The sequence below is a fragment of the Gluconobacter kondonii genome, assembly GCF_002723995.1.
Lineage (GTDB): Bacteria > Pseudomonadota > Alphaproteobacteria > Acetobacterales > Acetobacteraceae > Gluconobacter > Gluconobacter kondonii.
Window position 1 is genome coordinate 33,546 of record NZ_BEWP01000013.1, and the last position, 16,148, is coordinate 49,693.

The window sequence follows — 16,148 nt, forward strand, 5'->3', positions numbered from 1 at the left end:
GTGCCGCTCAAAAAGATGGATAGGAAAGATGCGTCTTAACTCCTGAATGGGCCAAAGCGTCATTCAGGTTATCAACAAGGCCATTGCCAACCTTTGGGATGACTTGGGATAAGAGTTGATCGGGATGACTGTGGCATTCAAGCTCCAGCCTGATAAAGTAGCTTCGCATAATCTGCCCCATGACCTCTTGACCCAGATGAAGCGAGGCAAACTCCGTCATATACGGTTGCATGATTTTCATTGCCGAGATCACTCTGTTTCGTGCATCCGGCGCGTTAACAGATGCTTTGTCTCTATTCGCGTAGTCCAGATAAGTCGCACATGATGTCGAGGGTACGAAGGTCGTCGTATCTGAGGCTACAGCTGCTGTGACCCCAAATGTGAGCTGTAATGTCAGCAAAAACAAACCTTTAAAAATACGCATCTGATATACTCATCCCGAAAAATATACGCGCCTGATCGGCCGCGCTGTTCTGCGACGATCAGGATCGGTTCCATGTCCCCATGATTTGATTACACGGTTCCTGAGACAAGCAACATAGGACTCAATTGCAGCCTGCAGTTTCAGGCTGAGCTTAATCCGCTCTTCAAAGGCCTGAGAGACCCGCTATAGGTCCGTTCTGTCTTCTTCAACGGGGTTTCGCAGGCTGTTTGCCATCACTCCAACACGTGGTAACGCACTGAATCAATTTGCAATTTTATAAATAAATTCCGGTTTCCAGAAAAGCTCATAGGTTATTTGAATGACCCGAATATGGTGAAGGTCTTCGCGAGGGTCGCCCATGTGAATATCCGGTTTTATCGATTACCCGACACAAAGCCGACCTTCCGCTTACCCCCCCCTGATCTGCCTGTCCGCTCAGTGATGCAGAAGCAGACAGGCGGCAGTCGCCCTCGTGGCAGACATAGATAGCAACGACGCATGACCTGAAAGCGGACGTCATCCAATTCGATGTTCATCAGGGCGGCACCCCAAGGTCATGCAGGACGCCCTGTTTGAAGTTGCGCTCGCAAGTATCGAACGCTGCAAGCCAACTATTCTGACGGAGTATTGATTTTCTGTCGTCCCGAGGCTTCACAGCGTGAGAGAGCATCACGGATGGCAAGGCCTAACGCCTCGTCCGACACGGACAAAGGGACGGCAATCCTCTTCTCCGCGTATTTCTTCTTTTCCATGGGGCCCCAGCCCCGATGGCCACCCGGAAGACGGAGTGTGGCTATCAGGGTGACGAAATCCTCGATCAGATCATGCCAGGACGTAAGCACAACATCGCATCTTCGCCCGGCCTGATCGATATCCTTGTAGCCATAGGTCTGAGTAATTTCGCTCCAGAACGCCAGCCTCCGCGTATTGGAAGCCTCTTCCATCGCCCGGATTTCGTCACGACCGAGAGAGGGGACGCCAGGCTTGTTAAAATATTCGCTGCTTTCCAGAGCCTTACGAAAATTTTCGCCTATCCACAGAGCGGAGGCGTCGCAGGGCGCATGCGCGCACCAACCTGTCCGCGAAAAATAGGTCCCGCGCCAGATTTCTTCAGATACAATCGCGATATATTTTGGCGAGAGAGTGATTGTCGCGCTTTTGTAATGCAAACTGCGGATACGTTCCGGCGTGTAGCGAGACTCATTCATGAGATGGCATCGATTTCAAAGTCGAGCAGTTTGTAGACATTGCGTCCGATAGACTTCATAGACCTGTCTCCAGTGAACTTCAGTCATTGTCGCGCTTGGGGTTGGACGTTCAAATGTATAGGCTTAGATGGCGACCTCAGTAAATCCAACAGAAGCAACAGTTTCTTTTCGGCTGAAGAAGCGGCAAAATTACTAGCCGAAAGACTATAAAACTTGACGATTTTTTACTTAGAAGTCGAAATAACGTCTGCTGTCGAGAAATCTCATCCCAAAATAGACATTCTGCTTCCCCCCCCAATCAGCCGTTGGCGCTTTGGGGAAACGGAAGCAGTTCGCTGAGACGTGCGGCTGGATATCCATCGATCATGCGCGTCAACACGTCACGCAGCCAAGCAAATGGCTCGATCCCATTGAGCTTGGCTGTTTCGATCAGGGACGCCACGATGGCCCACCGGTTGGCGCCGCCCTCGCTACCCGCGAACAGGGCGTTCTTGCGGCCAAGCGTGACAGGTCGGATGGCCCGTTCCACCGGATTGGTGTCGAGATCTATGCGTCCGTTCTCGATAAACCGCGCGAGATCGTCCCAGCGCTTCAACGCATAGCGGATCGCTTCGGCCAGTCTGGCGCGAGAGGGCAGTAAAGCCAGTTTTTGTCGGAGCCAGAGTGCCAGCGCCTCAACACGCGGTCGACTGTGCTCCTCCCGAAGGGTTCGTCGCTGATCGGGCGGCAACCCCCGAAGGGATGCCTCAATCTCATACAGAGACCGGATCTGCACCAAAGCCTCGGTTGCGATTGGTGATCCGGTCTGGTGCAGCTCATAAAACTTGCGGCGCGTGTGCGCCCAGCAGGCTGCCAGATGGACTGTTCCGTCTCGTGTCAGTTGCTCAAACCCGGCATAACCGTCAACTTGCAGAATGCCGCGATAGTTCTTCAGATGGCGGGCAGGCCAGGAGGACGTACGATCCGGTGTCGCATAAAACACCACGGCTGGCGGGACATTATCCCCAAAGGCGCGGTCGTCGCGTGTGTAAGCCCAGAGCCGCCCGGTTTTAGTCCGGCCTCGTCCTGGATCAAGGATGGGCAGTGGGGTGTCGTCTGCGAAAACCCGTTCTGCGGCACAGACATGGTTCATCAGCTGGTCGCGCAGCGGGGCCAGCCACCAGGCGGCGGCCTTGACCCAATCGGCCAGCGTGGAACGCGCGAGAGCGACACCGTGACGGGCCAACATCTGGCTTTGGCGATACAGCGGCAAATGATCGCAATAGCGACTGGTCAGCACATGCGCGATTAGACCCGGAGTGGCGAGACACCCTTCGGCGATGCGCTCAGGTGCTGGAGCCTGATGCAGCGTCCCGCAGGCGCGACAAGCGCATTTGGGCCGGTTGATCCGCACGACCCGCACCGAGGCCGGAACCCAGTCCAGCATTTCGCTGGTGGTCGTGCCTGCGTCGTGCAGTGCGCCACCGCAGGACGGGCAGGATGTCACGTCGGGGGGGATCGTTACATCCGTGCGCGGCAGGTGCTCTGGCAGGGCTTTGCGATGCGGGGATTTAACTATCGGTGCAGCGCCGATAGTTTCCGTGATGAGCGGGGAAAGCGGTGCCATGACCGGGGACTTTTCAGTGTCGGTTTCCAGCGTCAACAGAAGCTGGTCAGGTTCGAGTGTCTCGGCGCGACGACCGAACCGGGCGCGCTGGAACTCCCGGATGATCTGCCGTAAGCGGTCAATCTCGATCTGCCCCTCATCCACCGCGCCTGCCAGATCCCGCACCAGAGTTTGCAGGGTGATCGGGTCAAACGGCAGGCTGTCGAGGGCGATCCGCATACCTATAAAATGCCAGTTTTCTGCGGGTTTATACAAGAAAAATCGGCGCGTTTTACCCTGCCATCAGTATGCGTCGCGCGGGGGCCTGTGCCCGCCAGTCCAACCCTTCCAGAAGCATCGACAATCGGGCCGGGGTCAGCAGAACTGTCGCTGGCTCTCCGGGGCTGGCCTGCGTGACCGGCCATGTAAAGATCCCCTGATCGAGGCGCTTGGCACACAGGCACATGCCGTTGCCATCGTGATACAGAAGCTTGATCAGTCCGGCCCTCCGGCCGCGAAACACAAACACATGCCCGCTGAACGGATCGGCCCGCAGCGTCTCCTGTACCAGCACCGACAACCCGTCGATCCCCTTGCGCAGATCGGTGTAGCCCAAGGCCACATGAACCCGGATATGGGGTGGGAGGCTGATCATCGGGGTGTCGCCAGAACATTAAGAATGGCCCGCAGCGAAGCGAGTTCAATCTGCACAGGGACGCGCAGGAAAGCACCGTTGGGCAAGCCGATCTGCATGTCTTGTCCAGAAGAAACGGGCGCCGTGGCGTTTACGTCGCGCAGTGGCGGGGGCGTTGTCGCTGTCGGTAAAGACGCTGTCGCATCGGAAGTCAGTTGTACGGTTGCGAAAAGTGGGGGTGGATCTGTAAGTGGTGCGGGCTGATGTGGGCCGGGGATCGGCTCGGCCAGGTCCTTGAGCCAGCGATAGAGCATGCTGGGAGCGAGGTTGTGCGCCTTAGCGTATTTCCAGGTGGACATGCCGGATTGTAGCAAATCCCACACAACGTCCTGTCGCTCGGCCTGGGTCCATTTGCGGCGCCGAAACTGACGATCCGATAGCAATTGAGCCATCACGACAGGGCGGTCACCCTCAAGGGACAATGAAGAGACGTCTCTCCAGTGTCCCTTCTCCCTGACCACAGGCGCTGACCGTTTTTCTGCGAGTGAGTCCTGCTCGTCTATCTGCTGAGTCATCCGCACCACCCAGCGGCGGAAACTCCGCGGCACCAACCCGTGCTCTCTGCAGTAGGCCGCGCGGGTCAGGCCGGACATCTGCCACGCATCGTAATGCTGTTGCCAATAGTCCTGACCAAAACCCGCCACGTCGTCTCTCCTCCACACCGAATGTCGGGAAGAAAGCACAGCCTATTCGCCGCCGTCAGCGTGTCACGATCGGACGCTTACCGGATTGCGACAGATGTTCAAAAGAGGCTGAAGATACTTTCTGATTTTCTATTTTGTCTTGGGGAGGAAAATTTCTGAACCCGTCCGGAAGGCGCGCCGTTAAGGAAGCAACTCTGTTCCATGACGACACAGGAGTGTTTCCATGCCAGCCGATCCCCGCACCTGCTATCCGCGCCCGCCTTTTAAAGGTCAGACGCAGGCTTTCCCTGGTCTTTCGGAAAAGATGGTTCCGAAGCCTGATTATGGGGAAAAAACCTATAAGGGGTCCGGCAAGCTGACGGGACTTGCGGCTCTGATTACGGGGGGCGACTCCGGTATCGGCCGGGCTGCGGCGCTGGCTTTTGCCCGCGAAGGGGCGGATGTCGCGATTTCGTATCTGGAGACGGAGATCGATGATGCTCGGGATATTCAGGCCCAGATTGAAGCTGAAGGCCGGACGTGTCTTCTGCTGCCGGGTGATATCCGTGAGGCAGCACATTGCCGGGAGATGATCCACAAAACCGTCGAGGCTTTCGGAAAGCTCGACATTCTCGTGAATAATGCGGCTTTCCAGAAAGCCCGCGCAAAGCTGGAAGAGATTTCAGACGAGGAGTGGAAACGCCATTTCTCCACGAATACGGATGCCCTGTTCCATCTGACGAAAGCTGCGTTGCCGCATCTTCAGGCGGGCGCATCCATCATCAATACGTCTTCGGTCAATCTCAAGACGGCGCCAGAGCTGCTGGTACCGTATTCCATGACGAAGGCGGCAATCGCGAATTTCACGTCCAGCATGGCGCAGCAGCTCGCCGGACGAGGCATCCGGGTCAATGCGGTGATGCCGGGTCCGATCTGGACGCCATTTATTGTAACGGGCATGCCGGAAGACGAACAGGAACATCTTGGTTCCGATGTGCCGTTGGGCCGTCCCGGACAGCCTGCTGAACTGGCGGGCGCATATGTCTATTTTGCCGATCCGCTGAACAGCTACACCACGGGGGCGCTTCTGGCAGTAAACGGTGGTGTGCCGATGATCTGAGATGGACGCCTGAGTTCAGCTCTTTGCAAACGCCTGCTCGTTGTCGAGCGGGCGTTTTTCTGTTCTGGGGCCGAAGAGGAGCGTGACGGTGGCACCGGACAGGAGGATCAGGGTGGTCAGGCCGAAGACGCCGGGAAAGCCGGCGATCGGGTAAAGCCAGCCGATCAGGATGGGTGAGGCGATGGCGCCGAGACGGGCGATGGCGGATGCAAGTCCCATGCCCCGAGCACGAAGGGCGGTCGGGAAGAGTTCGGGGGTGTAGGCGTAAATGCCGCCGAAGGTGCCGTTCATGAAAAAAGATAGCAGCATGCCGAAAATCAGGACCTCGGTTGGGGTCTGGCTGGCCGCCATGCCGATGGCGCTGAGTGCTCCGGCGACCATGAAAAGCGCCACGGTTCCGCGTCGTCCCAGACGGTCGGTGATTAGGGCGGCGCAGGCATAGCCGGGAAGCTGGGCGAAATAGATCGAGATGGCGTAACCGAAGCTGCGGGTGATGGTCATGCCGCGTTCGATCATCAGGGTCGGGATCCAGGTGAAGAAGGCGTAGAAGCTGAAGGTGATGGCCAGCCACATGGCCCAGCTCATGAAGGTGGAGCGCCGCAGGTTCGTGGCGAACAGATCCCGGACGGGTCGCAGGGAAGGAGTACCACGATCGGTCGTGGTGGTCAGGCCGACCGCAAGGCCCGCGCTTTCCTCGATGTCGCCGACGATCCGGCAGGCTTCTGCCGTTTGGCCGCGTTCGTCGAGCCAGCGGGGGGATTCGGGTAGGGCGCGCCGCCACCACAGCAGCATGAGGACTGGAAATCCCGTCAGGGCCAGAGCCCAGCGCCAGCCATCGTCCATGGCGGGAACAAGCATGAATCCCAGAAGTGCTGCCGTGACGTAGCCGAAGGAATAGAATCCGGTCAGGGCTGCGGTGAAAGCGCCCCGATAGCGGGCGCCGACGAACTCGCTGAGATAGGGCGCGATGATGGTGGCTTCCGCACCGGCCCCAATTCCGGACAGCAGACGGCACAGGAAGAAGGCGGTGAAGGAGGACGATCCGGCTGAGAGCAGGGAGCCGATGGCATAGATGGCCAGTGCGCTCATCATGACGCGGCGGCGGCCTGATCGGTCTCCCCACCAGCCGGACAGCAGGGCGCCCAGCCCGTAACCCAGATAGGTAGCGCTTCCGAGCAGGCCCAGCGCCGGGCCGCTCAGATGCCACTGGGTTTTGAGCATAGGCAGCGCGAAAGCGACAATCGCGGAATCGAGGCCGTCGAACGTATAGCCAAGGCCGCCGAGTAACAGCAGTTTCCAGTGAAAGCGGGTAAAGGGCAGGCATTCGATGCGGGCGGCGATGCTCATCGGTGGGGATATCTGCCGGAAACTGTGGAAACGGAACGCAATCGTAGCGGTCGCGGGATGGGATGGTCCAGAGGGGCGCAGCCGGGCCGTTGAGTCCGAAAATGGTTGTATCGGTGGCGGTTTTCCGCTACTCCGCGCCTCGCACAGGCACCCCTGGAGGTCTGTGTTGACGAAATTCAATACGCAGGAGCGTAACAGTGGCTAATTTGACGACACTTGCTGTCTCGACGCGTGCGAAGGCTGGTAAGGGGGCAGCGCGCGCTACGAGACGTGAGGGCCTGGTGCCGGCCGTGATCTACGGTGGCAAGGAAGAGCCCTCCATCATCGCACTTGATCCGCGCGTGATCATGAAGGAACTGCATCGCGGTGGCTGGTCCTCGCGCGTGTATAACCTCGCCGCCGAAGGTGCAGAGCCGGTTGCGGCCCTGATCCGCGACGTGCAGCTGCACCCGGTTTCCGACGCCCCGATCCACGTGGATTTCCAGCGCGTTACGGCTGGCACGAAGATCCACGTCGAAGTCTCCATCGCTTTCGTTGGCGAAGAGAAGTCCCCGGGCATCAAGCGTGGCGGCGTTCTGAATGTCGTGCGTCATTACATGGACGTGCAGGCTGATCCGGCGAACATTCCGGAGCACTTCACGGCAGATCTGAGCGGTCTTGAGATCCACGACAACGTACGTTGGACGGATCTTAAGGGCACCGAGGGCGTTGTGCTGACGGGTGGCCAGAACACCGACGTCGTCATTGCTTCCATCGCTGCGCCGACGGTTGATGCCGAAATGGAAGCCGAAGCCGCTGCGAAGGCCGCTGCTGCTGCTGAAGCCGCTGCCAAGCCGGGCGCAAAGAAGAAGTAATGTCATGAGGCTCTGGACCGGTCTCGGCAATCCCGAGCCGGGGATGAGCCGTCATAGACACAATATCGGCTTTATGGCGGTCGATGAGATCGCCAGGCGCCACGGTTTTTCGCCGTGGCGCAAGCGCTTCCGGGGGGAGACCTCCGAAGGCGTCATCGGGGGGGAGAAGATTCTTCTCCTTAAGCCGATGACGTATATGAACCTGTCAGGCGACAGCGTTCAGCAGGCCGCGCAGTTCTTCAAGATTGCGCCGGATGATATCACCGCCTTTCACGACGAACTCGATCTTGCTTTCGGCAAGCTACGCATCAAGCGTGGCGGTGGCGCCGCGGGGCATAATGGTCTGCGGTCCATGGACAAATGTCTGGCGGGGCCGGATTACTGGCGCGTGCGGATGGGAATCGGTCATCCAGGGCACAAGGACCGCGTGACGGGTCATGTGCTGGGTAATTTCGCCAAGGCGGAAGAGCCGGAACTTGAGCGCTGGCTTGAAGCCATGGCTGATGCGGCACCCCTGCTGGCCAAAAAAGAGCACGAAGCCTTCATGACAAAGGTCGCCCTGCTGGCGGCGTGATTGTGCCAAGTCTGAAAAGCCGCTTTCGCGAAGGCAGGTGGTTGTGAGCCTTCTCGGTTTCTGCGAACACAGGGCAACGGAATTTTCTGGAACGGATCGTTCGCATCTGAGCGGTCTTCAATGATGATGGAGAGCACGAATGGGTTTCAATTGCGGCATCGTTGGTCTGCCCAATGTTGGCAAGTCCACGCTGTTCAATGCCCTGACGGAAACGGCGGCTGCCCAGGCTGCGAATTACCCGTTCTGCACCATCGAGCCGAATACGGGGCGTGTGGCCGTGCCGGATGCGCGGCTGGATGAACTGGCGCGGATCGGCAAGTCCATCCGCAAGGTTCCGACAAGCCTTGAGTTCGTGGATATTGCCGGTCTGGTTCGCGGCGCGTCCAAGGGCGAAGGTCTTGGAAACCAGTTCCTCGCCAATATCCGCGAAGTTGATGCCATTGTGCATGTTCTGCGCTGCTTTGAAGACGACGACATCACTCATGTCGAAGGTGGCGTTGATCCGGTTCGTGACGCGGACATCATTGAGACGGAATTGATGCTGGCGGATCTGGAGAGCCTTGAGAAGCGTCAGATCGGGCTTCAGAAGCGTGCCCGCGGCAACGATCGTGAGGCACAGGCGCAGCTTGAACTGATGGAACCACTACTTGCGGCGCTGCGGGACGGCAAGCCCGCGCGGACGGCTGTTCCGAAGGGGCAGGAAGTGGAGGCGTCCCGCCTTCAGCTTCTGACGACGAAGCCGGTTCTGTATGTCTGCAACGTCGAAGAAGCCTCGGCGTCCACCGGCAATGCGTTTTCGGAAGCTGTGCGCAAGCGGGCCGAAGCCGAGGGTGCAGGCGTTGTCGTGGTGTCGGCCGCTATTGAAGCGGAAGTCAGCCAGTTGCCGCATGAAGACCGGACGGAATTTCTGGACGGTCTGGGCCTGACGGATAGCGGGCTGGATCGTGTGATTGCGGCTGGTTACAAGCTGCTGGGTTTGCGGACGTATTTCACGGTTGGGCCGAAGGAATCGCGCGCCTGGACGATTACGGCCGGGACGAAGGCACCTCAGGCCGCTGCCGTGATTCACAACGATTTCGAACGCGGGTTCATCGCTTGCGAAACCGTGGCTTTCGACGACTATGTGGCCTGCAATGGCGAGGCCGGGGCCAAGGAAGTCGGCAAACTGCGGATCGAAGGCAAGGAATATGTCGTGCAGGACGGTGATGTCCTGCTGTTCCGCTTCAATGTCTGAGGCGGGAGAAGACGTCGCCCGGATTCTGGTTGGTCTGGCGGAGAAGGCCCGTCGTGCCAGTCGGAGTCTGGCGCGCGCCAGTGAGGACACTCGCAATCTTGCGCTTTTCGAAGCTGCGAAGGCGCTGCGGGAGCGGTCTGATGCGATTGGTGCGGCCAATCAGCAGGATCTGGCTGGCCTTTCTGAAGATCGGAACGCTGCTTTTCGCGACCGTTTGACGCTGACGCCTGAGCGGATCGAGGTCATGGCGCGGGGTCTGGAGGATGTTGCGCGTCTGCCGGACCCGGTGGGACGTATTCTGGCAGAGTGGGATCGGCCGAATGGTTTGCACTTCCGCCGGGTTGCGACACCACTTGGCGTGATCGGCATGATCTACGAAAGCCGTCCGAATGTCGGCGCGGATGCGGCGGCGCTGTGCATCAAGTCTGGCAATGCCGTCATTCTGCGCGGGGGCGGGGAGAGCCTGCATTCGGCGCGGGCAATTCAGGCTGCGATGGAAGATGGATTGCGGGCTGCCGGGCTGGATGAGGCCTGTGTGCAGATTCTGCCCTCTGCCGATCGTGCTTTCGTGGGGGCCATGTTGCAGGCTTCAGGGTTGATTGACCTGATTATTCCGCGTGGTGGCAAATCCCTTGTGGAGCGGGTGCAGCGCGAAGCCCGCGTTCCGGTTCTTTCTCATGCGGATGGTCTGAATCACACCTATGTTCATGCAAGCGCTGATCCGGCCATGGCGCGGAAGGTGCTGCTGGATGCGAAAATGCGGCGGACGGGCGTCTGCGGGGCCACGGAAACCCTGCTGATTGACGCTGCGATTGCGCCGATGCTCCTGCCGCTTCTGGTTCAGGAGCTGGGGGCGAAAGGATGTTCCTTTCGGGCGGATAACCGGGCTCGCGCGATTGTGCCGACACTTGAAGCAGCCCGAGCTGACGATTTCAGGACGGAATGGCTGGATTCTGTGCTGTCGATTGCCGTTGTGGACGGGGTTGAGGACGCTCTGGATCATATTGTCCGGCATGGAAGCTCGCATACCGAAGCCATTATTGCCGAAGATGCAGAGGCTGCGGCTGAGTTTCTCAACGGGACGGACAGTGCAGTCGTGATGTGGAATGCCTCCACGCAGTTCTGTGACGGTGGGGAGTTTGGATTCGGTGCAGAAATCGGCATTGCGACGGGGCGCATGCATGCGCGTGGCCCGGTGGGGCTCGAACAGCTCACATGCTATCGCTACGAGGTGATCGGCACCGGACAGGTGCGGGGCTGAGACGTATTCCAACGTCTGGGGATGGCCGGACCATGCGGATCGGCCTGCTGGGGGGGTCGTTCAATCCCGCCCATACGGGTCATCTCATGGTAGCGCGGCGGGCGTTGCGGGCGTTGCGGTTGGATCAGGTGTGGCTCATGGTCTCGCCGGGGAATCCACTCAAGTCGGGCAAGGGGATGGCGCCGTTCAGGGTGCGCCTTGCGTCTGCGGAGCGGATTGCAGATGGGCGGCGAATCGTCGCGACCGATATCGAATCCCGTCTGGGGCAGCGTTTCACCGTCAAAACCGTGGCCTTGCTGAAGCAGCGCTTTCCGCATGTGCGGTTCGTCTGGCTGATGGGGGCGGACGGGCTGGCGCAACTCTCACGATGGAAGCGCTGGCGTCGGTTGGCCGCGTTGGTTCCCATCGCTGTTGCTCCGCGTCCGGGAAGCGTTTCGCCCGCGCTCAGAGGGGCTGCGGCGTCAGTTTTACGGCATCAGAGACGGCCTTCTCGAGAATCTCCGGTGCTTGCGGAGCGAAAAGGCAACGCATGGACGTTCCTTTCTGCGCCGCAGAACGATATATCGGCTACAGCGTTGCGTGAGTCCGGCCAGTTTCGTCCGGAGTCCGATCAGGAGTAAAAACCATCACCAAGACGACCTCTCCCGAATCGCAGGCCAAAAAGCCTGTGCGCCGGAAAACCAGCTCCCCCGATGCGGCACTGGCCGAGGCTGCCAAGGTGCCGGGAACGGCTCGCAAGAAGGCGGCTGTTGCCGGACCGAAGAAAACGGCCGTCAAGCGCGAAGCCGTGCAGCCGGACGTTCTGACCAGCATGCTGAGCGTCATCACCGCGAGTCTGGATGAAGACAAGGGTGAAGACATCGTTGTTCTGGATCTTGTCGGCCGTGCGAACTTCGCAGACCGCATGGTCATTGCGACCGGTCTCGCTGACCGCCAGATCTCTGCGATGGCGCATCACATCGAAAAGAAGCTCAATGAGATCGGCATCAAGCGCATTCTGATCGAAGGCGCGAATGGCAGTGACTGGGTTCTGATCGATGCCGGCGATGTTGTCGTTCATCTCTTCAAGCCGGAAAGCCGCGAGCTTTATGGTTTGGAGCGGATGTGGGGCACGGATCTGGATGGCAGCGAAAACGAAGTCGCGGTCGGACAGGGCGAAGAGCAGGACTAAATGAAGCTGGTCGCAATCGGTCGGCTCAAAACCGGGCCGGAGCGCGAACTGTTCGAACGTTATGCGGGCCGGATCCGGCCCGCCCTGACGGTGACGGAACTCGCGCCGTCAAAGGGCAGCGTCCAGGAGCAGAAGCGCAAGGATGCTGCGGCTCTGCTGGGGGCCTGTCCTGACAATGCCCTGATCGTGGCGCTGGATGAGGGGGGAAAGACGCCTGACAGTCTGCGTCTGGCGGAAATGCTGTCTCGCTGGCAGGAGTCGGGCCGTCCCATTCATTTTCTGATTGGTGGTGCTGAAGGGCTGGATTCGAGCGTGATACAGCGCGCTGATTCCGTGATTTCCCTTGGGAAACTGACCTGGCCGCACATGCTGGTCAGGGTTCTGATTGCCGAACAGGTTTTCCGAGCTCAGGCCATCAATACCGGCCATCCCTACCATCGGGAATCCCGACCGGATTGAGTGGCCGGGTTATATTTTCCTGATTATATCAGCGAATCGAACGGTCTGGCGCGTCCGAGGTGAAGGCATCGTCCGGAGCTTCGGCGACTTCGGTGCTGAGCATCGGATGGCTCAGTGCATCGGAGCCATTCACGATAGCGCGGTGACGAAAGCCTGAGACGTTTGAGGCACGGGCCAGCACAACATGTGGCGCCGGATTGCGGTCACCGTCGTCGGAACGGGGATAGATGAAGCCGTATGTCGGGTAGATGCTGCCCAGTCGGCCGCTGCGATCATTGAGAGCAACACGGACGGCGCTCCAGTCATTGTTGGGAGAGACGTCAACGACGCGGACATTGTGCGCGATGCCGTTCGAGGCCCAGTGTGACTGGTCGATATAGATCGTGCGGCTGTCTTCAACTGAACGCACCACAGCGACGTGGCCGAGGGGCATGCGGCGGATCGCCCGGAAATTTAGAACCGATCCGGCCTGCGGTGCAGAGCCACGGGCATAAACGCCAGCAGCATTATACCACCAGTCCCGCGCATTGCCGTGCAGTTCGACCTCGGAGGCCGTTTTGGCGTAGGCGACGCACTGGATGACGTGAGCATAGGCATGATGGTGGCTGATGGAACGGTGACTGTGGAAAACGGACCGTCCGTGATGAGCCGAACTGTGACGGGCCTGAGCCTGTCCTGAAAAGAACGCGACAGCGGAGAGCGCCAGAGCGGAGAGAAAGGATTTCCGGCAACTTTTATGCTTCACGATCTTTAGGATCCTGATTGGTTGTGTGTTGTTCGGGTTACAGGGAGGTAACAACCTTCCTGCAACCCTGACAAGAGTAGAATGCAGACCTGTGTGTTAAATTTTCATTTCCATGGAAAATCTTTTTGACACCACATCTTGCTGTATTCTCGCCACAATCGTTCGGGTCAGATCATTTCGTTGTTGTGAGCATGATCTCGACAAGAATTTTCGGGTCGGCCATCACGGCCTGAACGCAGGCGCGGGCGGGGGCTGCGTTTTCCGGAAGCCAGGCGGACCAGAGCGTGTTGAGCGCAGCGCGGTCCGCGATGTCTTTCAGCCAGATCTGGGCCTGCAGGATACGGGTGTTGTCGGTGCCGTGTTCTTCAAGGATCTGGTCGAGCTGGTCGAGAACGCTGCGGGTCTGTCCTTCGATACCCTGTGACAGGTCGGCTGCAACCACACCCTGCGTGAAAATGAAGCCGTGATATTCTACAGCCTTGGACAGGATGGCGTTGGGTTCTGTGCGGATGATGCGGCTCATGATGACACCTTGGTCTGGAGAGGAAAGGGCGAGAGTGACCTTCCTGCGAAAGAGGGTCAATGATCTGCGCGATACAATCCTTCCGGTTGACTTGTCGTGCGGAGACGGAGCCTGTATCGCCACATCAGAACGGATCGTCTGGAAGGAGGAGTGATGACTCCTTTGTATGCGAAGCGGGTGCCGGTTACGCCCTTGCGGCAGAACTGCACTATTCTCTCAAATGACGCGGGCCGTGCTGTTGTGGTGGACCCGGGTGGGGATGTTGATGACATCCTTCAGGAACTGGGTGACATGTCTGTCGAGGCCATTCTCCTCACACATGGTCATCTGGATCACGCTGGTGGGGCGGCTTCTCTGAAGAGAGCTCTTGAAAAGCGGCAGAACCAAAGCGTTCCGGTTGTAGGGCCGGATCGGCGGGATGAGTTCCTGTTGCAGAGCATTACGCAACAGGCTGCTGCTTTCGGGCTTACCGACATGGAAAATGTAATGCCTGATCGCTTCGTCGAGGGCGGAGAGGTGCTGCACTTTCTGGGGCAGGACCTGCATGTGGCGCATATTCCGGGTCATACTCCAGGGCATGTCGTTTTCATGGACCACGACAATAGGCGCGTTCTGGCGGGGGACACGCTGTTCCGAGGAACGGTCGGCCGTACGGATTTCGCTTATGGGGATTCACGCGCACTTATCGATGGCATCCGGACCCATCTGTTAAGTCTGCCTGATGATACCGTGGTTTTGTGTGGACACGGAATGCCGACGACCATCGGCGAAGAACGGCGGGCCAATCCGTTTCTGATTTCCTGAACCTGAAAGTCATACCTTCATGCGAACTTTAAGTTTTGTGCTGCTGGCGGCTCTTGGACTGAGTGCCGGTGTTGCCAGAGCAGAAGACCCGATTACGCAGGCGCAGGCGCGTTTGCCAACGGATAGTCTGACGATCATGACCCGTGACGGGCAGAAGCACGTTTTCACGGTGGAGCTGGCCAAGACCTATCGTCAGCAGGAAGTCGGAGAAATGTTCCGCAAGAACCTGCCTGAGAACGAGGGTATGCTGTTCATGTGGCCAGCGCCGCAGGTGTCGGACATGTGGATGCGCAACACGCTTGTGCCTCTGGACATCGTTTTCATTGATTCCACGAACCACATCCACGCTATCGCGGAAAATGCCGTACCTCTGAGCGAAGCTATTCTGCGGAGTGATGGTGTGGTTGCAAACACACTCGAACTGGCAGGTGGTGTGACGGCGAAGCTGGGAATTCGTGTCGGGGATGTTGTTTCCAGTTCCGCTCTGAAACACTGATGGTCCTGTGAAGATACTGGTTACCGGTGTTGCCGGATTTATAGGGTTTCATGTTGCTGAAGCCCTTCTGAAGCAGGGAATGGATGTCGTTGGGATTGATGTTCTCAACGACTATTATGACCCTTCCCTGAAAATGGCGCGGTTAAGCCAACTTGAGCCTCATCCGAAATTCAGCTTCGTGAAAGTGGATGTGGCCAACCCGCAGGCCATGCGGGATGTTGTTGGGCAACATCCCGATCTGGAAGGCGTCATCCATCTCGCCGCTCAGGCTGGTGTTCGATATTCGCTGATCGATCCCTATTCTTATGTGACGGCGAATGTGATGGGGCAGGTTGCGCTTCTGGAAGCGTGCCGGAGCCTGAAAAAGCTGGGGCATTTTGTATATGCGTCTTCGTCTTCGGTTTACGGACGCAATCAGGAAACGCCTTTTCGGGAAACGGATCGGGTCGAACAGCCGAGTTCCCTGTATGCGGTCACCAAGCGTGCGGCCGAACTGACATCGGAATCCTATTCTTATCTGTATTGCATTCCGCAGACAGGACTGAGATTCTTCACGGTTTATGGTCCGTGGGGACGGCCTGACATGGCTTATTACGGTTTTGCAAAAGCGATCTCAGAAGGCCGTCCGGTCACACTCTATGAAGGGAAAGGCCTTTCACGCGATTTCACCTATATCGATGATATCGTCAGAGGTGTTGTGAGGATCTTGGCAAAGCCACCGGAAGCTGGAGTGTCACGTCTGCTCAATCTTGGCGGGGATAAACCAGAAAAAGTGACCCGGATGATCGAATTGCTTGAGAAGGATCTGGGGAAGAAGGCTCTGGTTGAACGCCATCCGCGTCCTGTGGCGGATATGGAATCGACATGGGCTTCTCTGGAAAAAGTGAGAGAATTGTGCGGTTGGGAGCCTGAAGTTTCCTTTGAAGACGGCATGAGAGAATTCGCTGTCTGGTTCAGAAAGTTCCATGGAATCTGATTTTTTCACAAAAATGCAATTTTCCTGTTGACCCCCTCCGGTAGCCCCCG

The 16,148-nt window shown here is 58.3% G+C and carries 19 protein-coding genes; 11 read left to right on the top strand and 8 right to left on the bottom strand.

All coding sequences use genetic code 11. The annotated features are described in order from the left end of the window. Positions 1 to 7: 7 nt before the first annotated feature. The 5 genes from GKO01_RS12325 to tnpA all read right to left on the bottom strand — a co-directional run bounded on the left by GKO01_RS12325 (position 8) and on the right by tnpA (position 4,555). The gene (locus GKO01_RS12325; RefSeq protein WP_099287291.1) at positions 8 to 424 is read right to left on the bottom strand and encodes a hypothetical protein; all 417 of its coding nucleotides are present in this window, start codon (positions 422 to 424) and stop codon (positions 8 to 10) included. Positions 425 to 1,035: 611 nt separating this feature from the next. Beyond that, on the bottom strand, positions 1,036 to 1,632 hold the full coding sequence (locus GKO01_RS12330; protein WP_145994765.1) for a hypothetical protein: 597 nt from the start codon (positions 1,630 to 1,632) through the stop codon (positions 1,036 to 1,038). A 298-nt stretch (positions 1,633 to 1,930) separates the two neighbouring features. Next, the gene (gene tnpC, locus GKO01_RS12335) at positions 1,931 to 3,457 is read right to left on the bottom strand and encodes an IS66 family transposase (RefSeq protein WP_099287293.1); all 1,527 of its coding nucleotides are present in this window, start codon (positions 3,455 to 3,457) and stop codon (positions 1,931 to 1,933) included. A gap of 52 nt (positions 3,458 to 3,509) precedes the next feature. Beyond that, positions 3,510 to 3,872 (bottom strand): IS66 family insertion sequence element accessory protein TnpB, encoded by a 363-nt coding sequence (gene tnpB / locus GKO01_RS12340; RefSeq protein ID WP_099287294.1) that lies wholly within the window; start codon positions 3,870 to 3,872, stop codon positions 3,510 to 3,512. Further along, positions 3,869 to 4,555 (bottom strand): IS66 family insertion sequence element accessory protein TnpA, encoded by a 687-nt coding sequence (gene tnpA / locus GKO01_RS12345; protein ID WP_244901458.1) that lies wholly within the window; start codon positions 4,553 to 4,555, stop codon positions 3,869 to 3,871. Before tnpA ends, tnpB begins: the two co-directional genes overlap by 4 nt. A 223-nt stretch (positions 4,556 to 4,778) precedes the next feature. Here tnpA and GKO01_RS12350 point away from each other — a divergent pair, with 223 nt between their 5' ends. After that, the gene (locus tag GKO01_RS12350) at positions 4,779 to 5,654 is read left to right on the top strand and encodes an SDR family oxidoreductase (RefSeq protein WP_099287295.1); all 876 of its coding nucleotides are present in this window, start codon (positions 4,779 to 4,781) and stop codon (positions 5,652 to 5,654) included. A 15-nt stretch (positions 5,655 to 5,669) separates the two neighbouring features. Here the strand turns inward: GKO01_RS12350 and GKO01_RS12355 are convergent, their stop codons facing one another. Then, positions 5,670 to 7,001, bottom strand: a complete 1,332-nt coding sequence (locus GKO01_RS12355; RefSeq protein WP_099287296.1) for an MFS transporter — start codon at positions 6,999 to 7,001, stop codon at positions 5,670 to 5,672. A gap of 197 nt (positions 7,002 to 7,198) precedes the next feature. On the opposite strand from GKO01_RS12355, the gene GKO01_RS12360 reads away from it, so the two are divergent. From GKO01_RS12360 to GKO01_RS12390, 7 genes are all read left to right on the top strand, one after another. Further along, positions 7,199 to 7,855, top strand: coding sequence for a 50S ribosomal protein L25/general stress protein Ctc (locus tag GKO01_RS12360; protein ID WP_099287297.1), 657 nt, complete (start codon positions 7,199 to 7,201; stop codon positions 7,853 to 7,855). Positions 7,856 to 7,859: 4 nt separating this feature from the next. Further along, complete coding sequence (gene pth / locus GKO01_RS12365; protein WP_099287298.1) at positions 7,860 to 8,429, top strand: aminoacyl-tRNA hydrolase; 570 nt, start codon at positions 7,860 to 7,862, stop codon at positions 8,427 to 8,429. A 139-nt stretch (positions 8,430 to 8,568) separates the two neighbouring features. Beyond that, positions 8,569 to 9,663, top strand: a complete 1,095-nt coding sequence (gene ychF, locus GKO01_RS12370; protein ID WP_099287299.1) for a redox-regulated ATPase YchF — start codon at positions 8,569 to 8,571, stop codon at positions 9,661 to 9,663. Next, complete coding sequence (locus tag GKO01_RS12375) at positions 9,656 to 10,924, top strand: glutamate-5-semialdehyde dehydrogenase (protein WP_099287300.1); 1,269 nt, start codon at positions 9,656 to 9,658, stop codon at positions 10,922 to 10,924. Before ychF ends, GKO01_RS12375 begins: the two co-directional genes overlap by 8 nt. Positions 10,925 to 10,956: 32 nt before the next feature. Further along, positions 10,957 to 11,544, top strand: a complete 588-nt coding sequence (locus tag GKO01_RS12380) for a nicotinate-nucleotide adenylyltransferase (protein WP_244901459.1) — start codon at positions 10,957 to 10,959, stop codon at positions 11,542 to 11,544. 98 nt (positions 11,545 to 11,642) lie between these two features. Next, a complete protein-coding gene (gene rsfS, locus GKO01_RS12385) occupies positions 11,643 to 12,095 on the top strand; it encodes a ribosome silencing factor (RefSeq protein WP_099287312.1) in 453 nt (150 codons plus the stop codon). Then, the gene (locus GKO01_RS12390; protein ID WP_099287301.1) at positions 12,096 to 12,554 is read left to right on the top strand and encodes a 23S rRNA (pseudouridine(1915)-N(3))-methyltransferase RlmH; all 459 of its coding nucleotides are present in this window, start codon (positions 12,096 to 12,098) and stop codon (positions 12,552 to 12,554) included. Positions 12,555 to 12,582: 28 nt separating this feature from the next. On the opposite strand, the gene GKO01_RS12395 is transcribed toward GKO01_RS12390, so the two are convergent. Beyond that, entirely contained in the window at positions 12,583 to 13,299 is a 717-nt protein-coding gene (locus GKO01_RS12395) for a CHAP domain-containing protein (RefSeq protein WP_099287302.1), read from the bottom strand. Positions 13,300 to 13,471: 172 nt separating this feature from the next. Further along, the gene (locus tag GKO01_RS12400; RefSeq protein ID WP_099287303.1) at positions 13,472 to 13,822 is read right to left on the bottom strand and encodes a RidA family protein; all 351 of its coding nucleotides are present in this window, start codon (positions 13,820 to 13,822) and stop codon (positions 13,472 to 13,474) included. Between the two features lie 153 nt (positions 13,823 to 13,975). Here GKO01_RS12400 and GKO01_RS12405 point away from each other — a divergent pair, with 153 nt between their 5' ends. From GKO01_RS12405 to GKO01_RS12415, 3 genes are read left to right on the top strand one after another with little or no spacing between them, the layout of a single operon-like run. Further along, on the top strand, positions 13,976 to 14,626 hold the full coding sequence (locus tag GKO01_RS12405) for an MBL fold metallo-hydrolase (protein WP_099287304.1): 651 nt from the start codon (positions 13,976 to 13,978) through the stop codon (positions 14,624 to 14,626). A 19-nt stretch (positions 14,627 to 14,645) separates the two neighbouring features. Next, on the top strand, positions 14,646 to 15,122 hold the full coding sequence (locus GKO01_RS12410) for a DUF192 domain-containing protein (protein ID WP_099287305.1): 477 nt from the start codon (positions 14,646 to 14,648) through the stop codon (positions 15,120 to 15,122). 7 nt (positions 15,123 to 15,129) lie between these two features. Next, on the top strand, positions 15,130 to 16,098 hold the full coding sequence (locus GKO01_RS12415) for an NAD-dependent epimerase/dehydratase family protein (protein WP_099287306.1): 969 nt from the start codon (positions 15,130 to 15,132) through the stop codon (positions 16,096 to 16,098). Positions 16,099 to 16,148 lie beyond the last annotated feature (50 nt).

Bases quoted from the DNA above. Each gene is read 5' to 3' on its own strand.
- GKO01_RS12355 (WP_099287296.1), bottom strand. From the start codon at position 7,001: ATGAGCATCGCCGCCCGCATCGAATGCCTGCCCTTTACCCGCTTTCAC.
- GKO01_RS12350 (WP_099287295.1), top strand. From the start codon at position 4,779: ATGCCAGCCGATCCCCGCACCTGCTATCCGCGCCCGCCTTTTAAAGGT.
- tnpC (WP_099287293.1), bottom strand. From the start codon at position 3,457: ATGCGGATCGCCCTCGACAGCCTGCCGTTTGACCCGATCACCCTGCAA.
- GKO01_RS12380 (WP_244901459.1), top strand. From the start codon at position 10,957: ATGCGGATCGGCCTGCTGGGGGGGTCGTTCAATCCCGCCCATACGGGT.
- GKO01_RS12390 (WP_099287301.1), top strand. From the start codon at position 12,096: ATGAAGCTGGTCGCAATCGGTCGGCTCAAAACCGGGCCGGAGCGCGAA.
- pth (WP_099287298.1), top strand. From the start codon at position 7,860: ATGAGGCTCTGGACCGGTCTCGGCAATCCCGAGCCGGGGATGAGCCGT.
- ychF (WP_099287299.1), top strand. From the start codon at position 8,569: ATGGGTTTCAATTGCGGCATCGTTGGTCTGCCCAATGTTGGCAAGTCC.
- GKO01_RS12375 (WP_099287300.1), top strand. From the start codon at position 9,656: ATGTCTGAGGCGGGAGAAGACGTCGCCCGGATTCTGGTTGGTCTGGCG.
- GKO01_RS12410 (WP_099287305.1), top strand. From the start codon at position 14,646: ATGCGAACTTTAAGTTTTGTGCTGCTGGCGGCTCTTGGACTGAGTGCC.
- GKO01_RS12325 (WP_099287291.1), bottom strand. From the start codon at position 424: ATGCGTATTTTTAAAGGTTTGTTTTTGCTGACATTACAGCTCACATTT.
- GKO01_RS12405 (WP_099287304.1), top strand. From the start codon at position 13,976: ATGACTCCTTTGTATGCGAAGCGGGTGCCGGTTACGCCCTTGCGGCAG.
- GKO01_RS12400 (WP_099287303.1), bottom strand. From the start codon at position 13,822: ATGAGCCGCATCATCCGCACAGAACCCAACGCCATCCTGTCCAAGGCT.
- GKO01_RS12330 (WP_145994765.1), bottom strand. From the start codon at position 1,632: ATGAATGAGTCTCGCTACACGCCGGAACGTATCCGCAGTTTGCATTAC.
- tnpB (WP_099287294.1), bottom strand. From the start codon at position 3,872: ATGATCAGCCTCCCACCCCATATCCGGGTTCATGTGGCCTTGGGCTAC.